The sequence below is a fragment of the Nocardia aurantia genome, from assembly GCF_009604425.1.
GTDB classification, from domain to species: domain Bacteria; phylum Actinomycetota; class Actinomycetes; order Mycobacteriales; family Mycobacteriaceae; genus Nocardia; species Nocardia aurantia.
On record NZ_WEGI01000003.1, the window covers coordinates 206,694 to 230,159 of the forward strand.

General features: G+C 70.6%; 25 protein-coding genes and 1 pseudogene. 12 read left to right on the forward strand and 14 right to left on the reverse strand.

The genetic code is table 11. The annotated features are described in order from the left end of the window. Together NRB56_RS07395 and NRB56_RS39620 are read right to left on the reverse strand one after the other, a co-directional pair. Nucleotides 1-786: a spirocyclase AveC family protein gene (locus NRB56_RS07395; protein ID WP_153339790.1), complete on the reverse strand. Its 786-nt coding sequence runs from the start codon at nucleotides 784-786 to the stop codon at nucleotides 1-3. Continuing rightward, entirely contained in the window at nucleotides 776-901 is a 126-nt protein-coding gene (locus NRB56_RS39620) for a hypothetical protein (RefSeq protein WP_264767011.1), read from the reverse strand. The genes NRB56_RS07395 and NRB56_RS39620 overlap by 11 nt, the downstream gene beginning before the upstream one ends. 294 nt (nucleotides 902-1,195) lie before the next feature. Here NRB56_RS39620 and NRB56_RS07400 point away from each other — a divergent pair, with 294 nt between their 5' ends. Next, entirely contained in the window at nucleotides 1,196-2,401 is a 1,206-nt protein-coding gene (locus NRB56_RS07400) for a cytochrome P450 (protein WP_153339791.1), read from the forward strand. Nucleotides 2,402-2,403: 2 nt separating this feature from the next. On the opposite strand, the gene NRB56_RS07405 is transcribed toward NRB56_RS07400, so the two are convergent. Then, nucleotides 2,404-3,708, reverse strand: coding sequence for a TetR/AcrR family transcriptional regulator (locus NRB56_RS07405; protein WP_406603447.1), 1,305 nt, complete (start codon nucleotides 3,706-3,708; stop codon nucleotides 2,404-2,406). 206 nt (nucleotides 3,709-3,914) lie between these two features. Between NRB56_RS07405 and NRB56_RS07410 the strand changes: the two genes are divergently transcribed. The 6 genes from NRB56_RS07410 to NRB56_RS38250 all read left to right on the forward strand — a co-directional run bounded on the left by NRB56_RS07410 (nucleotide 3,915) and on the right by NRB56_RS38250 (nucleotide 9,305). After that, a complete protein-coding gene (locus tag NRB56_RS07410; protein WP_153339792.1) occupies nucleotides 3,915-4,862 on the forward strand; it encodes a helix-turn-helix domain-containing protein in 948 nt (315 codons plus the stop codon). Further along, a complete protein-coding gene (locus tag NRB56_RS38245) occupies nucleotides 4,859-5,167 on the forward strand; it encodes a peptidase inhibitor family I36 protein (RefSeq protein WP_194290759.1) in 309 nt (102 codons plus the stop codon). The genes NRB56_RS07410 and NRB56_RS38245 overlap by 4 nt, the downstream gene beginning before the upstream one ends. Nucleotides 5,168-5,426: 259 nt before the next feature. Beyond that, nucleotides 5,427-6,332 carry a cyclase family protein gene (locus NRB56_RS07420; protein WP_153340381.1) on the forward strand — a complete coding sequence of 302 codons (906 nt, stop codon included), beginning with the start codon at nucleotides 5,427-5,429 and terminating at the stop codon, nucleotides 6,330-6,332. Between the two features lie 17 nt (nucleotides 6,333-6,349). Continuing rightward, nucleotides 6,350-7,903 carry a class I adenylate-forming enzyme family protein gene (locus NRB56_RS07425; RefSeq protein ID WP_319942761.1) on the forward strand — a complete coding sequence of 518 codons (1,554 nt, stop codon included), beginning with the start codon at nucleotides 6,350-6,352 and terminating at the stop codon, nucleotides 7,901-7,903. A gap of 263 nt (nucleotides 7,904-8,166) precedes the next feature. Then, nucleotides 8,167-9,051 (forward strand): phytanoyl-CoA dioxygenase family protein, encoded by an 885-nt coding sequence (locus tag NRB56_RS07430; RefSeq protein ID WP_319942689.1) that lies wholly within the window; start codon nucleotides 8,167-8,169, stop codon nucleotides 9,049-9,051. Between the two features lie 98 nt (nucleotides 9,052-9,149). Continuing rightward, on the forward strand, nucleotides 9,150-9,305 hold the full coding sequence (locus tag NRB56_RS38250) for a DUF6131 family protein (protein WP_194290760.1): 156 nt from the start codon (nucleotides 9,150-9,152) through the stop codon (nucleotides 9,303-9,305). On the opposite strand, the gene NRB56_RS38770 is transcribed toward NRB56_RS38250, so the two are convergent. The 3 genes and pseudogenes from NRB56_RS38770 to NRB56_RS07440 all read right to left on the reverse strand — a co-directional run bounded on the left by NRB56_RS38770 (nucleotide 9,299) and on the right by NRB56_RS07440 (nucleotide 10,880). Then, nucleotides 9,299-9,505 (reverse strand): hypothetical protein, encoded by a 207-nt coding sequence (locus NRB56_RS38770; protein ID WP_227837338.1) that lies wholly within the window; start codon nucleotides 9,503-9,505, stop codon nucleotides 9,299-9,301. The two genes, NRB56_RS38250 and NRB56_RS38770, sit on opposite strands and share 7 nt — an antisense overlap. Nucleotides 9,506-9,600: 95 nt before the next feature. Next, nucleotides 9,601-9,855, reverse strand: coding sequence for a hypothetical protein (locus NRB56_RS38775; protein WP_227837339.1), 255 nt, complete (start codon nucleotides 9,853-9,855; stop codon nucleotides 9,601-9,603). Nucleotides 9,856-9,993: 138 nt separating this feature from the next. Then, nucleotides 9,994-10,880 (reverse strand): annotated as a pseudogene (locus NRB56_RS07440) (alpha/beta fold hydrolase). Between the two features lie 96 nt (nucleotides 10,881-10,976). Between NRB56_RS07440 and NRB56_RS07445 the strand changes: the two are divergent. After that, nucleotides 10,977-12,896: an AfsR/SARP family transcriptional regulator gene (locus tag NRB56_RS07445; RefSeq protein WP_319942690.1), complete on the forward strand. Its 1,920-nt coding sequence runs from the start codon at nucleotides 10,977-10,979 to the stop codon at nucleotides 12,894-12,896. 98 nt (nucleotides 12,897-12,994) lie between these two features. Here the strand turns inward: NRB56_RS07445 and NRB56_RS07450 are convergent, their stop codons facing one another. After that, nucleotides 12,995-13,636, reverse strand: a complete 642-nt coding sequence (locus tag NRB56_RS07450; protein ID WP_153339795.1) for an FMN-dependent NADH-azoreductase — start codon at nucleotides 13,634-13,636, stop codon at nucleotides 12,995-12,997. Between the two features lie 113 nt (nucleotides 13,637-13,749). Between NRB56_RS07450 and NRB56_RS07455 the strand changes: the two genes are divergently transcribed. Further along, entirely contained in the window at nucleotides 13,750-14,148 is a 399-nt protein-coding gene (locus NRB56_RS07455) for a winged helix-turn-helix transcriptional regulator (RefSeq protein WP_153339796.1), read from the forward strand. A gap of 58 nt (nucleotides 14,149-14,206) precedes the next feature. Beyond that, the gene (locus NRB56_RS07460) at nucleotides 14,207-15,802 is read left to right on the forward strand and encodes an FMN-binding glutamate synthase family protein (protein ID WP_153339797.1); all 1,596 of its coding nucleotides are present in this window, start codon (nucleotides 14,207-14,209) and stop codon (nucleotides 15,800-15,802) included. Between the two features lie 9 nt (nucleotides 15,803-15,811). Here NRB56_RS07460 and NRB56_RS07465 read toward each other — a convergent pair whose 3' ends face one another. Together NRB56_RS07465 and NRB56_RS07470 are read right to left on the reverse strand one after the other, a co-directional pair. Further along, nucleotides 15,812-16,849: a DUF3349 domain-containing protein gene (locus NRB56_RS07465; RefSeq protein ID WP_153339798.1), complete on the reverse strand. Its 1,038-nt coding sequence runs from the start codon at nucleotides 16,847-16,849 to the stop codon at nucleotides 15,812-15,814. A gap of 263 nt (nucleotides 16,850-17,112) precedes the next feature. Next, on the reverse strand, nucleotides 17,113-17,727 hold the full coding sequence (locus tag NRB56_RS07470) for a TetR/AcrR family transcriptional regulator (RefSeq protein WP_319942691.1): 615 nt from the start codon (nucleotides 17,725-17,727) through the stop codon (nucleotides 17,113-17,115). 80 nt (nucleotides 17,728-17,807) lie between these two features. On the opposite strand from NRB56_RS07470, the gene NRB56_RS07475 reads away from it, so the two are divergent. Then, nucleotides 17,808-18,764 carry a zinc-binding dehydrogenase gene (locus NRB56_RS07475; RefSeq protein ID WP_319942692.1) on the forward strand — a complete coding sequence of 319 codons (957 nt, stop codon included), beginning with the start codon at nucleotides 17,808-17,810 and terminating at the stop codon, nucleotides 18,762-18,764. Between the two features lie 6 nt (nucleotides 18,765-18,770). Here the strand turns inward: NRB56_RS07475 and NRB56_RS07480 are convergent, their stop codons facing one another. Next, entirely contained in the window at nucleotides 18,771-19,136 is a 366-nt protein-coding gene (locus NRB56_RS07480; RefSeq protein ID WP_194290761.1) for an MmpS family transport accessory protein, read from the reverse strand. 223 nt (nucleotides 19,137-19,359) lie between these two features. Here NRB56_RS07480 and NRB56_RS07485 point away from each other — a divergent pair, with 223 nt between their 5' ends. Beyond that, the gene (locus NRB56_RS07485; RefSeq protein WP_319942693.1) at nucleotides 19,360-20,244 is read left to right on the forward strand and encodes an aminoglycoside phosphotransferase family protein; all 885 of its coding nucleotides are present in this window, start codon (nucleotides 19,360-19,362) and stop codon (nucleotides 20,242-20,244) included. A gap of 25 nt (nucleotides 20,245-20,269) precedes the next feature. On the opposite strand, the gene NRB56_RS07490 is transcribed toward NRB56_RS07485, so the two are convergent. From NRB56_RS07490 to NRB56_RS07505, 4 genes are all read right to left on the reverse strand, one after another. Beyond that, complete coding sequence (locus tag NRB56_RS07490) at nucleotides 20,270-21,763, reverse strand: sensor histidine kinase (protein ID WP_153339802.1); 1,494 nt, start codon at nucleotides 21,761-21,763, stop codon at nucleotides 20,270-20,272. Nucleotides 21,764-21,803: 40 nt separating this feature from the next. Then, nucleotides 21,804-22,598, reverse strand: coding sequence for an NADPH-dependent F420 reductase (locus tag NRB56_RS07495; protein ID WP_153339803.1), 795 nt, complete (start codon nucleotides 22,596-22,598; stop codon nucleotides 21,804-21,806). A 92-nt stretch (nucleotides 22,599-22,690) separates the two neighbouring features. Next, nucleotides 22,691-23,140 (reverse strand): SRPBCC family protein, encoded by a 450-nt coding sequence (locus tag NRB56_RS07500; protein WP_153339804.1) that lies wholly within the window; start codon nucleotides 23,138-23,140, stop codon nucleotides 22,691-22,693. An 82-nt stretch (nucleotides 23,141-23,222) separates the two neighbouring features. After that, complete coding sequence (locus tag NRB56_RS07505) at nucleotides 23,223-23,465, reverse strand: ferredoxin (protein WP_319942694.1); 243 nt, start codon at nucleotides 23,463-23,465, stop codon at nucleotides 23,223-23,225. Nucleotide 23,466 lies beyond the last annotated feature (1 nt).

Here is a 23,466-nt window from a genome sequence, read left to right on the forward strand (position 1 = left end):
TCATCCGGGCTGGTTGGGTACCCCGGGGAACAGTTCGGCGGTGGGGCCGGCGGTCACCCAGCCGGCCAGCTTGGTGACCAGATGCGGCGCGAAAACCGTTCCGTAGAGGACGTTTCCGAGGAGCACGATCGCGACCACGGCGAGCGCGGCCGCGCCGAAGCGGTTCGAGGTGCGGGAGTTCGCCCAGCGGTCGATGATCGTGCGGCCCGCCGGATCGGTCCGGCCGAGGAGGTAGGTGAAGACCATCATCTGCACGCCCATCGCGAGCGCGTCGTACAGCGGGTACTGATGGGCGGTACCCTCCCACAGCGCCAGGCCGGGAAGCACTCGGCCGTAGTGGAATACGCCCAGCCGGGCGCCGAGGATCGCGTTGAACAGGAACGCCCAGACGCAGCCGACGACCAGTCCGGTCGCCAGCAGCACCAGTGGCCGGCGCCACCCGAATCTCGCACTCAGGAAACGTCCCAGCGCGGTCGCAGTCACGGCGGGCAGCACGAAATAGGCGATGTACCCCGGCGGCACCGACGCGGGCAGCCCGTGCCAGGTCATGTTCAGCGGCCACCAGGACGGCATCCGGGGGATGGCGGGGGCGAACTGCGCGTACACCGCCCAGTCGTAGGGCGCCTCGATCCAGGAGAACGAGATCGCCGAGATGCACAGCAGCAGAAGCGGATGCGGGCGGCGGGCGCGCACGCTGAGGTAGATCCCGGCCGCGACGAACGCGAACCCGCCGACATAGGCGAAAGCGATGGACGCCCGCAGCAACGGGGACAGCTCAGTGTTCATCGGCCGGGCTCCCCGGGTCGGCCGTGCCCCGGGCCTCCGGGTCGAAGCGGTACACCGCACCGGCGATCAGGACGATCGCACCGAACAGGGTGCCCAGCATGACGATCGCGCCCACGTTCCACCACCTCCGAGGGGATTCGACGGTCCGGCCGCACGGGCGGTCCGGCGTCGGGGGATCTCCGGGCGGCCCGTTGCCGCCGCCGCGATGTGAGCGTACGGAACGAATATTAGGTTTGCCAAGAGGGTGTGCGGTTCCGGCAGTTCGGGCCGCTGCTCCAATTGGCTTCCGAGCGAGAATGATTGACCGGCACACCGGTGGGCCGTTACCCTCTGAACAAATCTTTGGTGGTAGCCGCGCGGCCCGCACGGAGCCGCGCTCACCGGGTGTGCGGCAGGGAAGGCATCAGAGATGGACGCGACCACGACGCCGGATGTGTACTACGACCCTTACGATTTCGCGATCGACGACGATCCCTATCCGGTGTGGGCACGGCTGCGCGCGGAAGCCCCGCTGTACCACAACGAGAAGTACGGCTTCTACGCGCTCAGCCGGTACTCGGACGTGTCCGAGGGCATCATGGACTGGCGGACGTATCGGTCCGGGCGGGGCACGGTGCTCGACGTCATCTCGAGTGGGGTGGCGATCCCGTCGGGCCTGGTGCTCTGGGAGGATCCGCCGCTGCACGACCAGCATCGCCGCCTGTTGTCGCGGGTGTTCACCCCGCGGCGGATGGCGGCGATCGAGCCGATCGCCCGCGATTTCACGGCGGCGGCGCTGGATCCGCTGCGCGACGCGGGCGAGTTCGACTTCATCGGGAATCTCGGCGCGTGGATGCCGATGCGCACGATCGGCGCCCTGCTCGGTATCCCCGAGCCGGATCAGGAGATCATGCGCGACAACACCGACAAGGCCATCACGCTGCGAACGGAGGGGCCGGCGCGGCGCGGCGCGATCAAGGAATTCGTACCACCCAACCTCGAGATGATCGCCGAATACGTGGATTGGCGCGCGGAGCATCCGGCCGACGATCTGATGACGGAGTTGATCAACGCCGAGGTGGAGGACGAGGACGGCGGCCGCCGGCCGCTGTCGCGCACCGAGATCCTCACCTACATCAGCCTGATCATGGGTGCCGGCAGCGAAACCACCACGCGGCTCATCGGTTTCATCGGCCAGCTGCTGTCGGATCATCCCGATCAGCGTCGCCGCCTCGCCGCGGACCGGTCGCTGATCCCGAACGCCGTGGAGGAGGTGCTGCGCTACGAGGCCCCCTCGCCGGTGCAGGCCCGCTGGGTCGCCGCCGACACCGAGTACTACGGCCACACCGTGCGCGAGGGGTCGGTGATGTTGCTGCTCAACGGGTCCGCCAATCGCGACGAGCGCCGGTATCCGGATGCCGATCGCTTCGACATCGACCGGCAGGCCGGGCATCTCGGCTTCGGTCAGGGCCTGCACTTCTGTCTGGGCGCCGCGCTCGCGCGGATGGAGGCGCGGGTCGCGCTCGACGAGATCCTGGATCGGTGGCCGGATTGGGAGGTCGACTACACCCGGGCGGTCAAGGCGCGCACTTCCAGCGTGCGCGGCTGGGCGACGCTGCCGGCGCGCACCGCCTGAGCTCACTCGGTGACGACGCCGCGTAACGTGGTGTCGCGCAGGTGGATCAGCGAGGCGCGCGGCCCGATGTCGCGCAGGATGTTCTCCGGGATCCAGGCCGCGCTGATCACGCAGCGCGCCAGCATCTCCTGCGTGGGATGGTCGATCGCGATCTCGCCGGATCGGATCCCTTGGGCCAGTAGTGTTTTCATCTGCCGGATGCGTTTCGCGAAGTGCCAGCCCGGATTCGGGGTGTCCGGCGGCGACTGCCGCATCCAGGCCAGCTGGATGCGGAACTCGTCGCCGAAGCGGGCGAGCATGTTGGTGTTGATCCAGCTGAGCGCGTCGAGTTTCTCCACCGGCGAGGCATCGCAACGCAATACGGCGGTCCAGCCGAGCGCCACCTTCTCGCCGAAGGAGCGCATGATCGACGCGAGCAACTCCTCCTTCGAACCGATCAGCCGGTAGACCGAGCCGGTGCCGAGCCCGGCGGCCGCGGCGATGTCGCGGACGGTGGTGCTCTCGTAGCCGCGGCGGCCGAATTCGGCGCGGGCGACCGCGCGGATGTGGGCCGTCCGGGAATCCTCGTCGCCGTCGCCCGGCCAGGTCCGGGTCACCTCGTCGGCGATCCGGAAGGCCCGCGACCGATCCAGTACCGCGTCGGGGTGCCCGCCGGTGGCCAACCCTTGCAACAGGATTCGGCAGAACAGCTGCGCCACCTGATCCGCCGGGGCGTCGTGCCGGATGACATCGAGGCCGACGTGCAGCATGGTCTGGGTGATCCGGTCGGCCAGCAACGCCACATCGATGTCGGCGGTGAGGGCGCCGTCGGACCGGGCCGTGCGCAGGGCCTGTTCCATCGCCTCCAGGGTGGCCGTCGGCCGCCGCCGGGTGAGCTCGACCAGCGCCGGATGGGCGCTGGGCCCCTCGTAGAACGACATCTGCAGGGCGGCGCGGTGGGCAACCGCGCAGCGGGCGATCGCGACGGCCAGCTCGGTGACCGGATCCAGGGGCGATCGGATGTCGTTGCGGCGCACGGATTCCCGTGCCTGCACCGCGACCCGGTCCAGTGCGGCGTGGTAGCGCCGCAGCAACTCGGCGAGGATCGCCTCCTTGGATTCGAAATGGTGGTACAGGCTGCCGGGGAGGATGCCGCAGGCGTCCGCGATCTCCTGCAGCGAGGTGCGCAGGCCCGTCGACGCGATGAGAGTGGCCGCGGTCTGCAGGATCTGGGTGCGGCGGCTACCGTCGCCCTCGGCGTAGGTCACCGCGCCCGGTGACGCGTCCGCCACGGCGTGGTGCGCGCGGCTCACCCGACCCCGTGCCACGGCACCTCCAACACCTCCGGATCCCGTCACGGACGGCGCTCCGGCCCTGGTGACGATACCAATTCTCAGGTCCAACGTAGCAGAATCGCGGGTCCGCACCGGTACCGGCCAGGGTTCCGCCGTCCGGGGCGCACTCTCGGGCATGAACGGAAAACGGGTACCGCGCTACCCATCCGCGCTCGGCCGCGATCGCCGAGGATGAGTGCATGACGAATCGGGCTGCTCCGGACGAGGGACCGCACGCGGTGCCCACCGCGATGGTGCGGATACATTCCGGCCCGGCGGCCGATTCCGGCGCGGCCGCGGCACGGTCCGCTCCCGGCGCGGACGTACCGGCGCCCGGCGAGGACCGGACCGTGATCGGCCGGGCCGTCGCGGTGCTGGACGCGGTGGCGGCCGCGACCGAGCCGTTGTCGCTGGCGGCGTTGACGGCCGCGACGAGCCTGCCCAAACCCACCGCGCGCCGGATCGCCAACGAACTGGTGCGCCGGGGCGTACTGGCCGCGGCTCCCGGCGGCTATCGTCTAGGCCCGCGGTTGGACTACTACGGGTCCCGCGCGCTGCGCGACGATCGCCTGGCGGCCACGGCGCAGCCGTACCTGTGGGATCTGTCGTGGCGGACCGGCGGCGAGATCGCTTGGTGCGGGACGCTGCTCGGTGGCGAGCTCACCTTCCGCAGCCCGCCGGTCTTCGGGCACCGGTATCGCGAGGCGGTCGGTGCGCAGGGCTGGCCGTCGATGGCCATGCTCGGGCCCAGTGTGGTGCTGACCGCCGGTGGCCGCCTGCAGGTGGCCCTCGACGACCGGCAGGCCGGGGAGATCACCCAGCGCGGATGCCGCCCGCTGACCCGGCATTCGGCCGTCGCGCCGCGGCGGTTGACGGCGAATCTGGCGGCGGCCCGGGACGCCGGATTCGCCAGCGAGCAGGAGCAGGCGCTGGACGGATGGTGTTGTGCGGCAGCGGTTGTGCGCGGCGCGGACGAGCGGCCGGTGGGCATCGTCGGGGTCACGGGCCGCGGCGGCGCCGCGCAGCGGTCGATCCAGCGGGTGCTGATCGCGGCGGCGGGCGGTATCGCCCGCGAATTGCGGACGGGGACAAGCTCCGATCGGCCGCGGCCCTGCTGCTTTTTGCCGGAATCGGCTTCGGCGCAATGACTTCCGCGCCGGCCACGGCGGCTTCCTTCGACTGTCCGGGCGGCACGTTCTGCGGCTGGGACGGTCCCGAGGGCCGGGGCGCCATGATCGTGCAGGTGGACGCGAGCTGCGTCCTGCACGACATCGGCAACGGCGGCGTCGGTGACCGCCTGACGTCGTACTGGAACCGCACGGGTACGACGGTCGGCCTGTACAACTGGACCGGCGATTACTGGCAACTGCTGCAATCCGTCCCGGACGACCATCGGGGCACCCTGCCCCACGATGTCGACAATCTGACCGATGCCGTGTCGGTCTGCGACTGACCGTTTCGCGCGGGGTGCGGGCCGATCCGGTCAGTGATCCGGAGCAGAGCGGATGGTCCGGTGCCACAGGGTGGCGATCGAGGTGATCGCCTCCCTGTCGTCCCGGGGCCGTCCGCTCGCGAGCATTCGCGGGGTTATTGACAGGTGGTGTGATCCCGGACATACTCGCTGCTGTCGCCAAACATGACATGACTGTCACGTCATTACGGGCAGATCACGAACGGACGAGGAGGTCCCGGTGAGCGAAGTTGCGCCGGACATGCGCGAACTGGGCGCGGAACTGCGAAACTGGGGTCGTTGGGGGACCGACGACGAACGCGGCACCACCAACCTGATCACGCCCGAGGCGCTGGTCGCCGCGGCCCGGCTGGTGCGCACGGGCAAGGTCTTCGATCTGGGCATCCCGCTCGACGGCGACGGCCCGCAGCCGGGTGGCAACCGGATCAACCCGATCCGGCTGATGTCCGAGAACGGCCAGGAGCAGGTGCTGCCCGGCGGCTTCAAATGGGCCGACGACTACGTGTTCATGCCCTTGCAGTCCGCCTCGCAGTACGACGGGCTGGCCCACGTCCACTACGACGGGCAGCTCTACAACGGCCACGACGGCGCCGGCATCACCGTCAAGGGCGCGCAGAAGCTGGGGATCGAGAACCAGTCGAAGGGGATCGCAGGTCGCGGCGTGCTGCTCGACATCGCGCGGCTGCGCGGGGTGGACTGGCTGGCGGCGGGCGAGGTGATCACCCCGGAGGATCTCGACGCCGCCGAGCGGGCCGCGGGAGTGCGGGTCGGCCCCGGCGACATCGTGCTGTTCCGCACCGGCTACCGGGCGAAGTTCCTGGCCGAGCGGGATCCGCAGTCGTTCATGGCCGGCGAACCGGGCCTGGGCCTGGCGACCGCGCGCTGGTTCAAGGAGCGCGACGTGGCGGTCATCGGCTCCGACAACTGGGCCATCGAGGTGCTCCCGGGCGAGCACGAGGGCGCGCTGTTCGAACTGCACATGGTGCTGATCCGGGACATGGGCATGACGCTCGCGGAGTTGCTGGACTTCGAGGAGCTGGCCGCGGACTGCGCCGCGGACGGTGTGTACGAGTTCTTCTACGCGGGACCGCCGCTGAAGTTCACCCGCGGCGTGGGGTCGCCGATCAACCCCCTGGCCATCAAGTAGGGCGCCGACTCTCCCGCATCGCGAAGGACCACCCCATGCTTCTCCACAACCTGCTGCGGCGCATCGCGACTCGCACACCCGACCGAATCGCCTTGCAGGACATCGACTCCGGAGCCACGCGCACCTATCGTGAGCTCTACGAGCGCGCGATCCGGCTGGGGAACGGGATCCGTACCCTCGCCGACCGCGGGGACCGGATCGCGATCCTCTCCGAGAACAGTCTCGAATACGTCGAGGCGTACTACGGCATTCCGGCCGCGGGCCTGACGCTGACCATGCTCAACTACCGGCTGCATCCCAGGGAATGGGTGTGGATCCTCAACAACGCCCGGGCCCGGGTGCTGCTGGTGGCCGCGCCGTATTACGAGGCGATCGCGGCGTACCGGGACCGGCTCGAGACCGTCACCGAGATCGTCGTCGTCGGCGGAGCGGTCGAGGGCGTGCCGGACTACGAAAGTTTCGCCGGCGCAGCGCGATCCGCGGTGCCGGCGGAGGACACCACGGAGAACGACATCGCCTGGTTGCTGTACACCAGCGGGACAACGGGATTCCCCAAGGGCGCGCAGCTGACGCACCGCAATCTGGTGACCGCGGTGATCCAGTCGGCGCTGGAGTACGAACCGTCGGACGAGACCGTCTTCCTGAACGCCATGCCGCTGTGCCACGTCGCCGGATATCTGGTCCCCATGAATCTGTTCAAGGGCGGCCGGGTGCTGATGATGGCCGGCTGGGATCCGGAACTGTGGATGCGGATCGTCCGGGACAACGCCGTCACCAGTGGCGGTTTCGCGCCGACCATGATGGCCATGTTGCTGAACCATCCCAGGCTGCCGGACTACGACCTGTCCAGTCTGCGCTGGATGGGCTACGGGGCATCGAAGATTCCGGTGGAGGTGCTGCGGCGGACCATCGAGCATTTCGGCCCGATCGTCTACGCCGGCATGGGCATGACCGAACTCGGCGGCAACATCCTGACCCTCGACCGGCGGGCGCACATCCGCGCCGCGAACGGGGAGGACCATCTGCTGGACGCGGCCGGTAAGCCGATGGCGCTGGTCGATGTGCGGATCGTCGACACCGCGGGGCGGGAGTGCGCCGTGGGCGAGGTCGGCGAGATGGTGATCCGCGGAAATCAGGTCATGGCAGGGTATTTCGGCGATCCGGCGGCCACCGAGCAGTCGTTCGAGGGCGGCTGGTTCCACACCGGCGATCTCGCCCGGCAGGACGAGGAGGGCTTCGTCTACATCGTCGACCGCACGAAGGACATGATCATCTCCGGCGGTGAGAACATCTACCCGAGCGAGGTCGAGAACGCGATCTACGCGCTGCCGGAGGTGGCGGAGGCGGCGGTGATCGGGACTCCCGATCCGGTGTGGGGCGAGCGGGTGACCGCGGTCGTGGTGACCCGCGACGGGGCGACGGTGTCACCCGAGCGGATCGTCGCGGCCTGCAAGGACCGGCTGGCCTCCTACAAACAGCCGCGCGAGGTTTACTTCGTCGACGAACTGCCGAAGACGGTGAGCGGCAAGATCCGCAAGACGGATCTTCGCGAACGTTTCGCAACCGGCTGAGGTGAACGGATTGCCGGTGCTCCGCCGCGGCCGGATTTCCGGTCGCGGCGGAAGTCGTTCCGGCGCACCGCGGCCCGGGCGCCGGAGGGTTGCCGGTCGGCCTCGTGCGCTTGCCGGGGCCGACGCCGGTTGGATAGAATCGGAAGCGGTTGCCCGGCTACCTTTCTCGTCATTCTGTTTCTCGTAAACCATTGCGGACGTTGTCTTCCGCTGCCCGGACGGCCGAATTCATCTGTGCGAGTCATCGGACGGCGGGGATCGAAGTGGTATCCGAAATCGGTGAACATGAAGGGGCGTCGGGACAGGCGCGGTCCGGCGATGTCATCACCGACCTCGACGCACTGCGCGTCGACCTGGCCGACCGGTACCGGGCCACCGCCAGCGCCGGCGCGTCGGTCGACCCGGAACTCGTCGAGGCCGACCTCGCCGCGCTCGACCGGGACGGGTACGTCGTGCTGCCCGACCTGCTCACGGCCGCGGAATGCGCCGGCCTGCGCGCCGAACTCGGCGGCCTGCTCGGTCACACCGGCCGGAACACGTTCGAGGGCAAGCGAACCCAGCGGGTGTACACCCTGCTGGAGAAGACCCGCGCCTGCGATCGGCTCGTCGACCACCCGCGCGTGCTCGCCCTGCTCGACCGACTGTTCCTGCCGAACTACCTGCTCTCCCAGCTCCAGGTGATCAACATCCTGCCGGGGGAGCAGGCCCAGTTGCTGCATCACGACGACGGCTTCTACCCGGTGCCGCGGCCCCGTCCGGCCCTCAGCGCCGCGACGATGTGGGCGATCGACCCGTTCACGGCCGACAACGGCGGCACCGTCGTCGTGCCCGGCAGTCACCGCTGGGGTTCCCGCGCGCCCGCCGCCACCGACCCCCGGATCGGCACCCGGATGTCCGCCGGGTCCTGCGTGTTCTACCTCGGCACGCTCTGGCACGGCGGCGGCGCCAACCGCAGCACCGCCGCCCGGCTCGCGCTGACCGCGCAGTACTGCGAGCCGTGGCTGCGGCCGCAGGAGGCGTACACGTTGTCCACCGGCCGCGACACCGCCCGCGCCGTCTCCGAGGACATCCGCCGCATGCTCGGCTACAGCATCCATCCCCCGTTCATGGGAGCCGTCGACGGCATGCACCCGAAACGGTTGCTCTGAGCCCGGTCCCCGTGATCCGGCGTGCATGATCCGTCATCGCCGGGGTAGCCGCAGGTCATCACGGCCATCCGCTTGTGGTTGCACGAGGAGGAAAGACAATGATCATTCTGGGCATCATCCTGTTGATCGTGGGGATCGTGGTCGGAATACCGATCCTGACGACCATCGGCATCATCCTGCTGGTCGTGGGCGCGATCCTGATGCTGTTGGGTGCCGTCGGCCGGCCCGTCGGCGGTCGAAGGTTCTATTACTGACCGCGTAACGACCGGCCTCGGCCGTCCGGCGACCAGCCACCCGGCGAAACCCGGCCGCCCGGCTCCGTGCGGCCGGGATCGCCGTCGCCGGTGCGCCGGGTGCCGGCATAGGCCGCGAGGAGCATCAGGGCACTTCCGGCGATCTGCCAGGCGCTCGGCAGCTGGCCGAGAATCACCGCACCGAGAACCAAGGCACCCACGGGTGTGAGCAGAAGCAACGCGGCACCGGTGTCGGCCGGTAGCCGCGGACTGCACAGTGCGACGAGGAACCAACCCGACAGCTGGCCGCAGACGGTCACCATGGCCAGCCAGAACAGCGCGGTATCGCGGCCGTCCAGAACAGCATGTCGACCGCGAAGAGGACACCCGCCAGCACGTCCCGGACGAGGTCTGCCGGTCGTGGCCGATGGCGACGCCGCTCGGGCAGGGCGGCGAGCGCGACCACCGGAAGCGCCAGCGCGCACCGGTACACCGAGGCGGTCGCCGCCGTCGTGCCGGCCAGCGCCAGGAAGACGGCCGAGGCGGAGACGCACAACGCCCCGACGGCCATCCCTAGCGCATACGGTGGCCGATGCCGAATCTGCATGTCCCCTCCCGCGTTTCCGCGGTGGTACCCCGGCTCGGCCACCGCAACCGCCGGGCGCGGTATGGACCCGGCCGCCGGTGTGCCCCCGCGGCCGCGAAGCGGTTACGGCTGTTCCGCCGGGCGTTCCAGCAGATCCAGGATCGCCGCGGCGGTATCGGCCGGAGCCTCCTCGGCCATGAAATGCCCTGCGCGCGTGAGGCTGTGATGGAGGTCGGGGGCCCACGGCCGCCATACGGCGGCGGCGTCGAAGCCGAGGGCGCTGCCCCAATCCTGCTGGACGACCGTCACCGGCATGGTGAGGTGACGGCCGGCGGCCAGGTCGGCGCGGTCGTGGTCGATGTCGACCGTGGCGGTCGCGCGGTAGTCGGCGACGATCGACGGGACGGCGTCGCGGCAGGCCCGGAGGTATTCGGCGCGCACCTCCGGCGGAATCGCGCCGGGGTGTTCGACCAGATGTCGAGGAAGTGGCCGAAGAACGCGTCGGCGCTCGCGGCGATCATCTGCTCGGGCAGCCCGGGGGGCTGGGCCATCAGATACAGGTGGAAGGCCACCGCGGCGTCGACGCCGTGCAGGACGTTCCACGTGTCCAGGGTGGGGACGATGTCGAGGATGCCGAGCCGGTCGATCCTGTGCGGGTGGTCCAGGGCCGCTCGGAAGGCGACATGCGCGCCGCGGTCGTGGCCCACCACTGCGAAGCGGCCGACGCCGAGCGCGTCGGCCAGGCCCGTGATGTCGGCGGCCATCGTGCGCTTGGAGTAGACGTCCGGGCCGGTCGCGACCGGTTTGCTGCTGGCGCCGTAGCCGCGCAGGTCGGGGCAGATCACGGTGTGCCGGCGGGCCAGGATCGGCGCCACGTGCCGCCACATCAGATGGGTCTGCGGGAAGCCGTGCAGCAGCACCACCGGCGAGCCGGTACCGCCCACGGCCGTGGTCAGTTCGACGTCCTCGGCGACGCCGATCCTGGTCGTCTCGAATCCTGGGATGTTCATGTTCCTCCACTCGTTGATGTCCACGGGACAGCATCGGGCGCTCGAATCAGCAGCGGATCAGCGCCGCCGCGGCGACGGCGACGACAATGAGGTCCCGTGGAGGTGCTGATCGAGGTGCTGGGGCCGGTCCGGGTCACCGGTGACGGGCGGGTTCTCGACGTCGGCAGCCGGCGTCGCCGTGAGGTGCTCGGCCGGCTGGTCGCCGCCGGTGGCCGGGCGGTTCCGCTGCCCACGCTCGTCGACGATCTGTGGGCGGACCCGCCGGCCACGGCGGTGGGGACCGTCCGGACCTTCGTGTCCGAGTTGCGGACCGCCCTGGAACCGGACCGGCCCCGGCGGGCGCCGTCGCGGATCATCGAGACGGTCGGCACCGGCTACGCGCTGCGGGTCGCCCGCGAGCGCATCGACGCACACCGTTTCGAGGACGCGGTACGCGCGGCGCGCTCCGGCCCGGACGCCGACCGCCTGGCCGAGGCGCTGTCCTGGTGGCAGGGCGAGCCGTTCGCCGATCTCGGCGATTCCCCGTGGCTGAGCCGGGAACGGGACCGGCTGCTGGAACTGCGGCATGAGGCGACGGAACTGCACGCCCGCGCCGAACTCGCGCGCGGCGGGGGCGCGTCGCTGGTCGCGCGGCTCGAACAGTTCGCGACCGCGCACCCGTGGCGGGAATCGGCGTGGATCCTGGTGGCACACGCCCTGTATCAGGCGGATCGGCAGGTCGACGCGCTGGCGGTGCTGCGGCGGGCGCGGGCGGACCTGCTGGATCGGTTCGGGATGGAGCCCACCGCCGCACTCGGCGACCTCGAACTCGACATTCTCCGGCACGCACCGAATCTCGGCCCGGCACGAGCCGACGACCGGGTGCGGCTGCTGACCCGAACCGAAGCCGCCGGAACGTACACGCGGTTACGGTCGATGAGTACCGTCGCCGGCGCCGCGGCGCTGACCGGCGGCGCGAATCTCGTACTCGCCCAGGATCAGCGCGCGGCCGCGGTCGCGGAGGCCGAACGGACCGGCGATGCCGGACTCACCGCCCGGGTGATCGCGGCCTACGACGTTCCGACGATCTGGACGCGCAGCGACGATCCGGTCCGCGCCGAGGCGCTGGTCGAGACCACCCGGCGGACCTTGCGCCGGATCGGGCCGGCCGCCGCCCCCGCGCTGCGCGCGCGCCTGCTCGCGACCGTCGCCCTGGAGCATCGTGGTTCGCGCGATCGGTGGGCGGCCGAGGCCGAACGGCTGGCCCGGGAACTGCGCGACCCCGGCGTGCTCGCCCCGGCCTTGAACGCGCGATTCGTGCAGTCCTTCCAAACGCCGTGCGGCACAGCGGAACGCGCGGCGATCGCCGAAGAACTGATCGGCCTCGCGGGCCGTCACGATCTGCCCGCGTTCGAGATCCTCGGTCACCTCATCGGGCTGCAGGTCGCCGCGGCTCGCGGTGAGCGGGCGGCGGCCGAGCGGCACACGGTGGCAGCGGAACGCCTGGCGGTCGGTCAGGAGAACCCGGTCGTGCCCGTCCTGACCGCTGCCTACCGGGCCACGCTGATATCGGACGACTCGGCGGCGGAAATCGAATACCGTACCGTGGCAGCGGATTTGGCCTGCTCCGGCATGCCGGGGGTGACGGCGGGCTACCTGCCGCTGGCGTTGTTGTCGTTGCGCCTGCGGCAGGATCGGCCCGCACCGACCGATCCCGGCCTCGACTGGGGTCCCTATCGCGCCTGGGCGCAACCGCTGATCCATCTGGCCTGCGACGAACTCGCCGCCGCGCGCCGGGCCGCCACCGCGCTACCCGAACCGCGGGCCGATCATCTTTACGGCGTACTGTGGGCGATCAACGCGCACACCGCGATTCGCCTCGGAGCGGAACCGCTCGCCGCACGCGCGAGCGCCGCGCTGGCACCGTTGCGGGAGGAGATCGCGGGCGGAACCACCGCACTGTTCGACTTCGGTTCCGCCCGTACGATTCTGGCGGCCCTCGGCGAGCGCTTCGGACGGGATCCGATCGCCGGGTGATGCGCCCGCGACGTGTGCGACGGGATCGGATCGATGACACCGATGTCGGCGATCGGAGCACCTGTCCGGGCGGACGGTACGAAGGGAAGCGCCGAAATTCAAGCGGCGGAGGGGATGTCGATCGTCTCGGCCAGCCGCCGGGCGCGGGCGTGCGACTCGGCCAGCGAAGCCTCGTGCAGCGGAAGCAGTTCGGCCAGCGCCGGGGCGTGCGGAGCCATGGTCAGTTCCGGCGTCAGCGCGGTCACGTCCAGGCCGAGAATGCCCGGACCGAGGATCGCTTCCAGCACCGGAACCACGTGATCCAGACCGTGTCTGGGGGTTCCGGGACCGTACCCGCCGCCGCGGGCGGAAACCACGATGGCCGGGCGACCGGCGGTCGGGGCGGTTCCGGCCGGATCAGCGGTGCGGCCGATCACGATAATGTGGTCCAGCCACGCCTTGAACACCGACGGCATCGTGAGGTTGTACAGCGGCACCGTGAACAGGTAGGCCCGGGCGCCGAGGAACTCCTCGATCAACTCGTCCTGCAAGGCGGCCGCGGCGACCTCGTCGGGGGTGTGGTCGGCGGGCTCGACATCGCGCGCGTGGATACCCGCGGCGTCGAGGTGCGGCACCGGGGTAGCGGCGAGGTCGCGGTGCACCACCGCGCCCCGCCACCCGTCGCGGAAGGACCGCGCGACCTGCCTGGAGACCGAGGCATCGCCGAGCGCGGAGGAGTCGATGTGCAGCAGATACGACATGAAGATCCCTTTCAGGGCCGATTCCTACTATTTGTGCGTAGCGTCAGTGTGGGCCAGTATTGAGGGACGTACAAAAGGCACATCGGTGTCGGTGCCGGAGAGGAATGTGCGCCATGCATGTCACGACCCGATCGAGCGCCCCGGCCGGCCACGGGCCGTGCGCCGGCATCCCCGTCGATCAACTCGAGTTCATGCGCCAGGTCCTGGACCGGGTGGGCGACAAGTGGAGCGCGCTGGTGATCGCGGTGCTCGACTCCGGGCCGCTGCGCTACACCGAATTGCAGCGGGACGTGCCCGGCATCTCACAGCGCATGCTCACCCGTACCCTGCAACAGCTGTGCCAGGACGGCCTGGCGACCAGAACCGCCTACGCGGAGGTGCCACCCCGGGTGGAGTACGACCTCACCCCGCTGGGCCGCAGCCTGCTCGACATCGTCAACTCGCTGATCGCCTGGGCCTCCGACCATCAGGACGAGATCCGCGCGCACCGGGCCGCCGCGATCGGGACCTGACCGGGTCCGTGGCGACCCGTCTGGCATGAACCCGCCGGTCGAGGGGTAGAACGGGCTCATGTTCCGGTTCTTCTTCGTGGGATTTCTCGTGGTGGCCACCGTCGCGGTGGGGGTGGTGGCCTCGATCGGCTCCTGGGCGTGGTGGGTGCTCGTCGCGGTCCTGGTGTTTCTGGTCGGGGTCGGCGGCTACGACCTGGTGCAACGACGGCACGCGGTGTTGCGGAACTATCCGGTTCTCGGGCATCTGCGTTATCTGCTCGAAGGTCTCCGGCCCGAATTGCAGCAGTATTTCATCGAGCGCAATTTCGACGGCCGGCCGTTCGATCGCGATGTCCGGACGATGATCTACGAACGCGCGAAGGGAATCCACGGCGAACTGTCCTTCGGCACCGAACGCGATGTCGAGGAGATCGGGTACGAACACCTGATGCATTCCACGGTTCCGGTACCCGAACCGGCGGAGCCGCCGCGGGTGCCGATCGGCGGGCCGGATTGCACACGGCCGTATTCGATGTCGCTGCTGAACGTGTCGTCGATGAGCTTCGGCGCGTTGTCCGGCAACGCCCTGCGTGCGCTGAATCGCGGTGCGGCACTGGGCAATTTCGCGCACGACACCGGGGAGGGCGGGCTGACACCGTACCACCTGGACGGCGGCGCGGATCTGATCTGGGAGATCGGCTCGGGATATTTCGGAACCCGTACTCCCGAAGGGCATTTCGACCCGCAACGATTCGTCGATCAGGCGGCGCACGAGCAGATCAAGCTGATCTCGCTCAAACTCAGTCAGGGCGCGAAACCGGGCCTCGGCGGCGTGCTGCCGGCCGCGAAGGTCAGTCCGGAGATCGCGCGTTTCCGCGGCGTCCCGGCCCACGAGAAATGTGTCAGCCCGGCCGCGCACTCGGCTTTTTCGACGCCGCGTGAACTGATCCGATTCGTCGCGCGTCTGCGGGAACTCGCGGACGGGCGGCCGGTGGGATTCAAATTGTGCGTCGGGTCGCGAATGGAGGTGCTGGCGATGTGCAAGGCGATGCTCGCGGAGGGGACCGCACCCGATTTCATCATCGTGGACGGCGCCGAGGGCGGCACCGCGGCCGCGCCGCTGGAATACGAGGACCACGTCGGCCTGCCGCTCACCGACGGGTTGATGACGGTCCACAACGCGCTGGTCGGCAGCGGGCTGCGGGATCGGATCCGGATCGGGGCCAGCGGGAAGGTCGCGGTCGGCAACGACATCGTCAAGCGGCTGATCCAGGGCGCCGACTACACCAACGCCGCGCGGGCGATGATGATGGCCATCGGCTGCATCCAGGCGCAGCGGTGTCACACCAACCTGTGCCCGGTCGGTGTCGCCACGCAGGATCCCCGTCGCGCCCGGGCCCTGGACGTGGCCGACAAGAGCGAGCGGGTCCGGCGCTACCACGAGGCCACCGTCGCGCAGGCCGTGCAGATCATGGCCTCGATGGGGGTATCCGATCCGGCGCAACTCTCGCCGCATCAGCTGCGCAAACGCGTCTCGGCGACCGAGCAGCGCTCGTACGCCGACCTCTTCGAATGGCTGTCGCCGGGTGAACTGGTCGCGGAACCGCCGCGGTCCTGGGCGGCGGACTGGGCCGCGGCCGACGCGGACTCCTTCCGGCCGCGCGTCGGCGGGTGAATCCGGGCCTCAGGCCTCCGGGTCGCCGCCCGCCCGCCAGGACTCGGCGGTCTCGCCGGTGGTGAGGAAGATCGTGCGGCGGCCGACCTCCACGGCGTTGTCGGCGAACCGCTCGTAGTAGCGGCCCAGCAGCGTGAGGTCCACGGCGGCGGTGATCCCGTCCTGCCACTGCGGGTCGAGCACGGCGGCGAGCAGGCGCTCGTGCAGCTCGTCCATCGTGTCGTCCTGGGCGTCGAGCGCGGCGGCGGCCTGCGGATCGCCGGAGGCGAGCACCTCGGCGGCGCCGGTGGCGATCGCGATCGCCGCGGCGCCCATGTCCGCGATCACCTGCCGCGCGGGCTCCGGGACGACGGACTCCGGGTGGCGGCGGCGGGCCGTCGCGGCGATGTGCGTGGCCAGCGCGGCCATCCGCTTCAGGTTGCCGGTGAGTTGCACAGCGCTGACCACCTGACGCAGCTCCCTGGCGACCGGGGACTGCAACGTGAGCAGCCGCAGTGCCTCCCGCTCGGCCTGCTGGTGCATCCGTTCGACCTCGTTGCCCAGGTCGATGGCCGTTTCGGCGGCCGGCAGGTCGGTGCCGAGCAGTGCGGCGGTCGCGGCGGCGACGATGTCGCGGTCGCGGACACACATCGCGTGCAGCAGCTTGGCCAGCTCCTGCAGATTCTCGTGGTATTGGGTCCGCACACCCCATTCAAACTCATCCCGCCCGGCGGGACCAGGTCCGGCGGTCTCGGCGAGGCGTGCGGCCGGTTGCCAGGAACCATCGATCGCCCGGCCGGTGGCCAGCAACCGGTCCCGGACCCGGGTGAGATCGGACTCGCGGGGCAGGTCCAGGGTGAGCCGGGCGATCACGGCCCCGGCGTCGACCCGGCCCGCGGGCAGTTTGTCCTGGGTGACGAGTTCGTCGACGACCTGGTTCACCTCGTCGTCGGTCAGCCGCCTGCCGAGTACGGCCAGCACCGGGAAATAGTCGTGGTTCGGCACGCCGTGCGGATATCCGGCGCGTAACCACGCCAGGATCCGGGCCAGCAGCTCGGGTAATTCCATCGGCCGGCCTCCAGTACCGTCACACCACCGGAGCGGACGTCGCGCACGATCACCATGCCGTCCGTCCCGGCGGAAATTCTGCCGGTCACAGCGTAGAACCCGGCTTCCCGCCGTGCCTCGCCCGGACGCCGATCCGAGCGAAAACTTCACCGCGCGCCCGTGTGCCGTTCACGCACGGATACCGGTGTACTCGGGACGGGGGAACCGCCGATCCGGGTCGAGCCGGTGAAAGTCCTTGCGGATCGGACGGTTTCGCGGCAGTGTCAGGGCAGCAGTCGCGCCACGGGCGGCAGCGGGGCGCGGCCGGGGTCGGTCTGCGCCGCCTGGATGATCAGCGCCGCGAAGCGGCGGGAGGCCGCGGTCCGCGCGGCCGGTGTCGCCGCCCGGATGCCGCGATTGGCCATCAGCACCAGGATCAGGTCCTCGAGCACGAAATCCGGGCGCAGCCGCCCGGCCTGTTTGGCGCGGCGGGTCAGTTCGGCGAGCGACTCCAGCGTGTACCGGCGCTCGGCGGCGAAATCCAGTGCGTCCGGGAACGCCGACATGAACGCGGCGGTGAAGCCCTGCTGTTCGGCGTGCAATTCGCACAGGCGCTCGACGACCACGCGGAATCCTCGCCACGGATCGGGTTCGGCGAGGCCCTCGTCCGCGATCGCGCGGCACCATCGCATCCGGTCCGTGAGGGCCGCGGTGATCAGCGCCTCCCTGGTCGGGAACCGGCGGTAGAGCGTGGCCGGGGCGACTCCGGCGCGCCGGGCGATCTCGCGCATCGGCACATCCAGGCCCTCGGCGGCGAGCAACTCCCGCGCCGCGTCGAGAATCCGCTCGCGGTTGTCCTGCGCGTCGGAGCGCAGGATCTGAGGCAAACGCTCGGTCACCACTCTCACATTAGCCATCCGCGCCGGGCCGCCGGTTAGCGTCGCGGGCCACGACAATGTGCGAACGAGGAGGAATCACGGTGAAGGCGGTCACGATCCGGGAGTTCGGAAGTCCCGGCGGTTTGGCGGTCGTCGACCGGCCGGCGCCGGTCGCGGCGCCCGGACAGGTATTGCTCGATGTCGAGGCGATCGGGGTCGGCGGCGTCGACGCCGTCATCCGGCGCGGCACCCTCGGCGGTTACGGGTTCGAGCCGGGACTGGTCCCGGGCAGCGAGGTCGCGGGCGTCGTGACCGGGGTCGGCGAGGGTGTCGATCCGGCCTGGCTCGGCCGGCGGGTGTGGGCGTTCACCGGTCTCGGTGGCGGTTACGCCGAGCAGGCCGTCGCCGCCGTCGCGGACGCCGTGCCGCTGCCCCGGGGCCTGTCCGGGGCGGACGCGGTCACGCTCGGAAGTTCCGGCCCGGTCGCCCACTTCGGTTTGGCCCACGCCCGTTTCGCATCCGGTGAATCGGTGCTGGTGCGTGGCGCGGCGGGCAGCATCGGCATCGCGGCGGTCCAGCTCGCGGCCCGGGCGGGCGCCGCCGCCGTGGCGGTCACGACCTCGTCGGCCGGGCGTGGCGATCGGCTGCGCGCCCTCGGCGCCACCCATGTGCTCGACCGCGCCGGCGCCGGCGCCGGGCCCGCGGCCTACGACGTGGTCTTCGACGTGATCGGCGGTCCGGACCTGCCGGCCTTCCTGGAGCGGCTCGCCCCGAACGGCCGGATGGTGGTCGTCGGCGCGGTCGGTGGCCTGCCGCCCGCCGATTTCGGCCTGCCGCTGCTGCGGGACTTCCGGAAGTCGTTGTCGGTCGCCACGTTCAGTACCGACACCGTCCCGGCCGCGGACCGCGACCCGGTGCGCGCCGCGCAGTTCGAGGCCGCCGCCCGCGGCGAGTTGCGCACGGTGATCCACGAGGTGCTCCCGCTGGACGACGCAGCCCTCGCCCACCGGAAGATGGACGAGGGCGAGGTGTTCGGCCGGATCGTGCTGACCCCGTAGTCGCGCTCAGCTGGCGGCGGTGCAGCCGACGGTGGCGTGCATGCCGTGCGCGGTCTGCTCGTCGCGGACGGTGCCGTCGACGGTGATGCGGCAGGAGATGGCGCCCAGATCCGAATTCTCCGCGGAGAGAGCGTAGATCGGGGTCGCGGCGGAGGTGTGCACCGTGACCACGAAGGGCAGGGGCACGTTCGCCGGGGACTGCGGCGTGCTCTCGTCACCGTAGTAGTTGACGGTCGTCGCCTGGGCCGACGAATCCGACCACACCTCGTACACCACCTCGTGGGGTCCGGGGTCGGCCAGGGCCGGGCCGGCGACCAGCACCGGCAGGGTCACCGCGGCGGCGGCGATCAGGTAGCGCGTCGCGCGAAACATCGACATGTTCTCCTCATCTCGGGACTATCGAACCGGACATTCGCTCCGGCAAGCGATCTCGGCGACCGCTGCCAGACATATCGCCGAAGGTACCGGCATCTGTTAATCGCTGGTTTCGGCGGCGACCTCGGCGCGAATCGCGCGATAGGCTGACACGATTCGCCGCCACGCGGCGGCGGCGGTCCGGGACGGCCGGGGCGAGGACGAGAGGCAGGGCGGAATCGTGGACGGGCGTGGCGGAATCCGGGCGGAACTGGTGGAACGCCTCATCTCGGTGCAGTTTCCGCAGTGGAACGGGCTCGCGGTCACGCCGGTCGAGCACGAGGGCCACGACAACCGCACCTACCGCCTCGGTGACGAGCTGGCGGTCCGGCTGCCGACCGCGGCCGACTACGCGCCCGCCGTCCGTAAGGAGGGCCGGTGGCTGCCGTGGCTGGCTCCCGGTCTGCCGGTGGCGATTCCGACGGTCCTGGCCGTCGGCGTCCCCGGCTTCGGCTATCCGTATCCCTGGTCGGTGCGCGCCTGGATCCAGGGCGAGCCGGCGGACCGCGCCGAGATTCCCGATATGACCGAATTCGCTCGTGCGACAGCGGAATTCGTTCGCGCCCTGCAAAGCTGCGATACCGCCGGCGCGCCGGCGGCCGGCGCGCACAGCTTCCATCGCGGCGGCCGGCCGGGCCACTACGACGCGCAGACCCGGGACTGTCTGGCCCGATTCGCCGACCTGGTCGACGTGCCGGCCGCGACCGCGGTGTGGGAATCCGCCCTGGCCGCGAAGCGGCGCGGCGAGCCGGTCTGGTTCCACGGCGACCTCGTGGCCGGCAATCTCTTGGTGGACAACGGAAAGCTCACGGCGGTCATCGATTTCGGCACCTGCGGGGTCGGCGATCCGGCCTGCGACCTCACCTTCGCCTGGACCGCGCTGTCCGGTCCCGGGCGAGAAGTCTTCCGCCGCACCGTCGACGCCGACGCGGCGACCTGGGCGCGCGCCCGCGGCTGGGCGCTGTGGAAAGCGCTGGTGACCCTCGATGAGGGCGATCCCGCGACCCTGGACCGTACTCGCGCGCTGATCGCCGACATACTCACCGATCCGGTTGTGCCCGAATAGTTCCCTCCGCGCGCCGTCGTGAGCGCTACGCCGGGTCCGGTTCGTCGGCCGGCGGGTGCGCGGCCGGCGGGAACAGGACGGCGAATTCCGCGCCCCCGCCGGGCGCGGCCGTCAGATCGATCCGGGCGCCGTGGGCCGCCAGTATCGCGGTGGTGATCGCCAGCCCCAAACCCGAACCGCCACCCCGTGATCGGGATTTGTCGGCACGATAGAAGCGGTCGAAGATGTGTGCCGCCTGCTCGGGCGGAATTCCGGGCCCGTTGTCCCGCACCCGGACCGCGAGGCCGCCGCCGATTGCGGCGGATTCGGCTCCGGCGGTGGCGATCGGATCGGCCGGGGGACCGGTCACCCGCTCGACCACGATGTCGACCGCGGCGTCGGCCGGGGTGTGGGTGAGGGCGTTGTCGACCACGTTGGTGAGCACCTGCCGCAGCCGGTGCTCGTCGCCGAGAGTGCGCATCGGCCGGTCCGGAATCCGTAGTGTCACAACACGTTCCGGCTTCCGGATGCGGGCGTCGTTGGCGACGTCGGCGGCCAGTACGTTCAGGTCCACCTCGGTCAGGTCGAGGGGGCGTTCCTCGTCCAGCTGGGCCAGCAGCAGCATGTCGTCGACGAGGCCCGCCATCCGGACGGCCTCGCTCTCGATCCGGTGCATCATGCGTTCGACGTCCGCGGGCGCGGGGGTGCCGTGCCGATACAGCTCGGCGTAGCCGCGGATGGAGGTCAGCGGCGTGCGCAGTTCGTGGGAGGCGTCGGCGACGAACGTCCGCAGCCGGGCGTCCGAATCCGCCAGTCGCCGCATCGTCGTGGACAGTCGGTTCAGCATCACGTCGAACGCCTGCCCGAGCCGCCCGACCTCGGTGTGGTCGTCGACGTTGTCGACGCGCCGGCCGAGGTCGCCGGCGGTGATCGCGGCGGCGGTGCGCTCGATCCGGGTGAGCGGCGACAGCCCGGCCCGCACCAGCAGCGCCGCCGCCACGCCGAGCAGGCCGAGCAGGACCGCGCCCGTGACCAGTTCGATCGTGCGCAGTTCGCTGATCGTCGCGGAGTAGTCGTCCAGCGACATGACGACCGCGGCGGTGCCACCGTCGGGCTCGAACCGGTCCGGCGGCTGGACGACCGTGGCCACCCGCCAGCGGCCGCCGCCGTCGCGCTCGCCGACGGTGAACGGCGCACTGCCGCGGGCGCGCACCGCGGCGGCGTCCATCGGCGGCAGCTCGAGCGTGGTGCCGGTGGTGTCGGTGGGTGTGCCGGCGAGGTCGAAGAACAGCAGCCGGGAACTCGGCCGCAACAGGGCGTCGTCCTCGGCCGCGTTCGGGGGCGGCGGCGGTGGCCGGTCCGCGGAGGCCAGGCCGATCGCGACGTGATCAATTTGATCGTCGATCCGCGCGAGCTGGGAGCGGCCCAGCAGCACGGTGCTCAGCGTCCCGAAGATCACCAGGCCGGCCGCGGTGACCACCAGCACCGTCACCAGCAGCCGGGTGCGGAGGGTCCGGGGTCGCCGGGGCCTGCGAATCATGGGACCTCTCCACGGAAGCCGAACGGGACGTCGGCGAATTCTAGAGAACCGTGAACTCGGTGCCCTCGATGGTGGCGACGAAGCCGGGCGGCAGGCCGGTGAAGGTGCCGCGGCGGGCGCCGGCGCGGACGGCGTCGGCGACGAGTTCGCGCACCCGCGCGGCCGGGACCGGCACGTTCGGCGCGGTGCGGAACCAGCGGCGGGCCCGCTCCTCGTCCATGCCGCGGGGTGCGCGCGGCAGGTACGCGTCGAGATAGATCGGGGTGCCCGGCTCGCTGCGCCAGCTCTCCACCAGCGCACCGATGTCGACCGCGTCGTAGCCGATGCGGGACAGGTACTCGGCCACCGTCGACTTGGCGTCCGGATCGTCCCCGGCGATGGGCAGCGCGCTGCGGTCGGGTGCGCCGGGCGGGCGGGCGGCGCTGGTGAGGCGTATGTAGTCGACGTTGTTCACGGCCTTGACCACGTGCGCGTCGACCAGATGCCGCTGGAGCAGTTCACTCGAGGTCACCTCGCCGACGTCGAGTTCGGGCACGCGTTCGTCCCGTTCGGGGTAGTAGTTCATGGTGTCGACGACGATCCGGCCCGCGAGGATGTCGACGGGTAGCGTCCGGTAGGCGCCGTACGGGATCGTCACGACGACCAGATCGCCGGCGACCGCGGCCTCGGTGCAGGTGGCGGCGCAGGCGTGCCCGCCGAGCTCGGTGACCACCCGGCCGAGGGTGTGCGGTCCCCGGGAATTGCTCACGACCACGTCCAGCCCGGCCTCGACGCTGAGCCGGGCCAGCGCGCTCCCGATCGAGCCACATCCGATGAAGGCGATCGTCCGGAACATCGGTGTGTCCTTTCAGACACTGTGCGCAGACAGAACCAGCATTTTGTTAGCTGAAAAATAGCTTACCTGTACCCGGGCCGCGGTGGCGGAGATCACTCCACGGTGCGCGCGAGGATTCCGAGCGTGGCGCGCAGCGACGTCTGCGGGACGACCGGGAAGGGCAGCGCGTTCAGATATTTCTCCGGGGTCCGGCTCCAGTCGCAGTACGAGATCACGGTGGTGCCGGTCTCGGTGGGCTCGAGCACGTAGCCGTAGCGATGGTCGATCCCGGCGGCGACCGTCCATTCGATGTGCGTACCGGGCTCGTACTCGGTGATGGTCACCGTGACGTCGTACTTGCCCAACGGCATGTCGCCCAGCGCTTCCCGGTCCATGTGGACGACGAACGTGTCCCCGACGCCGTTCGCCGGGTCGCCCTCGGCGGACTGCAGCATTCCGGAACTGTCGATCGAGACGTGGCCGCGCGGGTCGCGCAGCACGTCGAACACCTTCTCCGGCGGCGCGGCGATCTCTCTGCGGGCTTCGATCCGGGTCTCGGACATGCTGATCCTCTCGGAGTGTAATGAGGTTCTCGGCGATGAGAATAGCGCTTTCGCACCAAGCGGGGAGAGTCGTCCGTCTCGGTCACGCGTCCCGCCGCTCGCTCCAGCGCAGCGCGGCGGCCGGGCAGAGCGTGACCGCCCGGGCGGCGAGTGCGGGGTCGGGGTCGCCGGCGCGCAGGATCGGATAGCCCCAGTCGTCGAGAACCACCGTGCCACTGAGGATCCGGGCGCAGATGCCGTGCCCGGTGCAGGCCGTGCGGTCGACGACCAGCGTGCTGCCGGCCGACGGCGGGGCGACCCCGAGGATGCGCTGCAGCAGGGACACG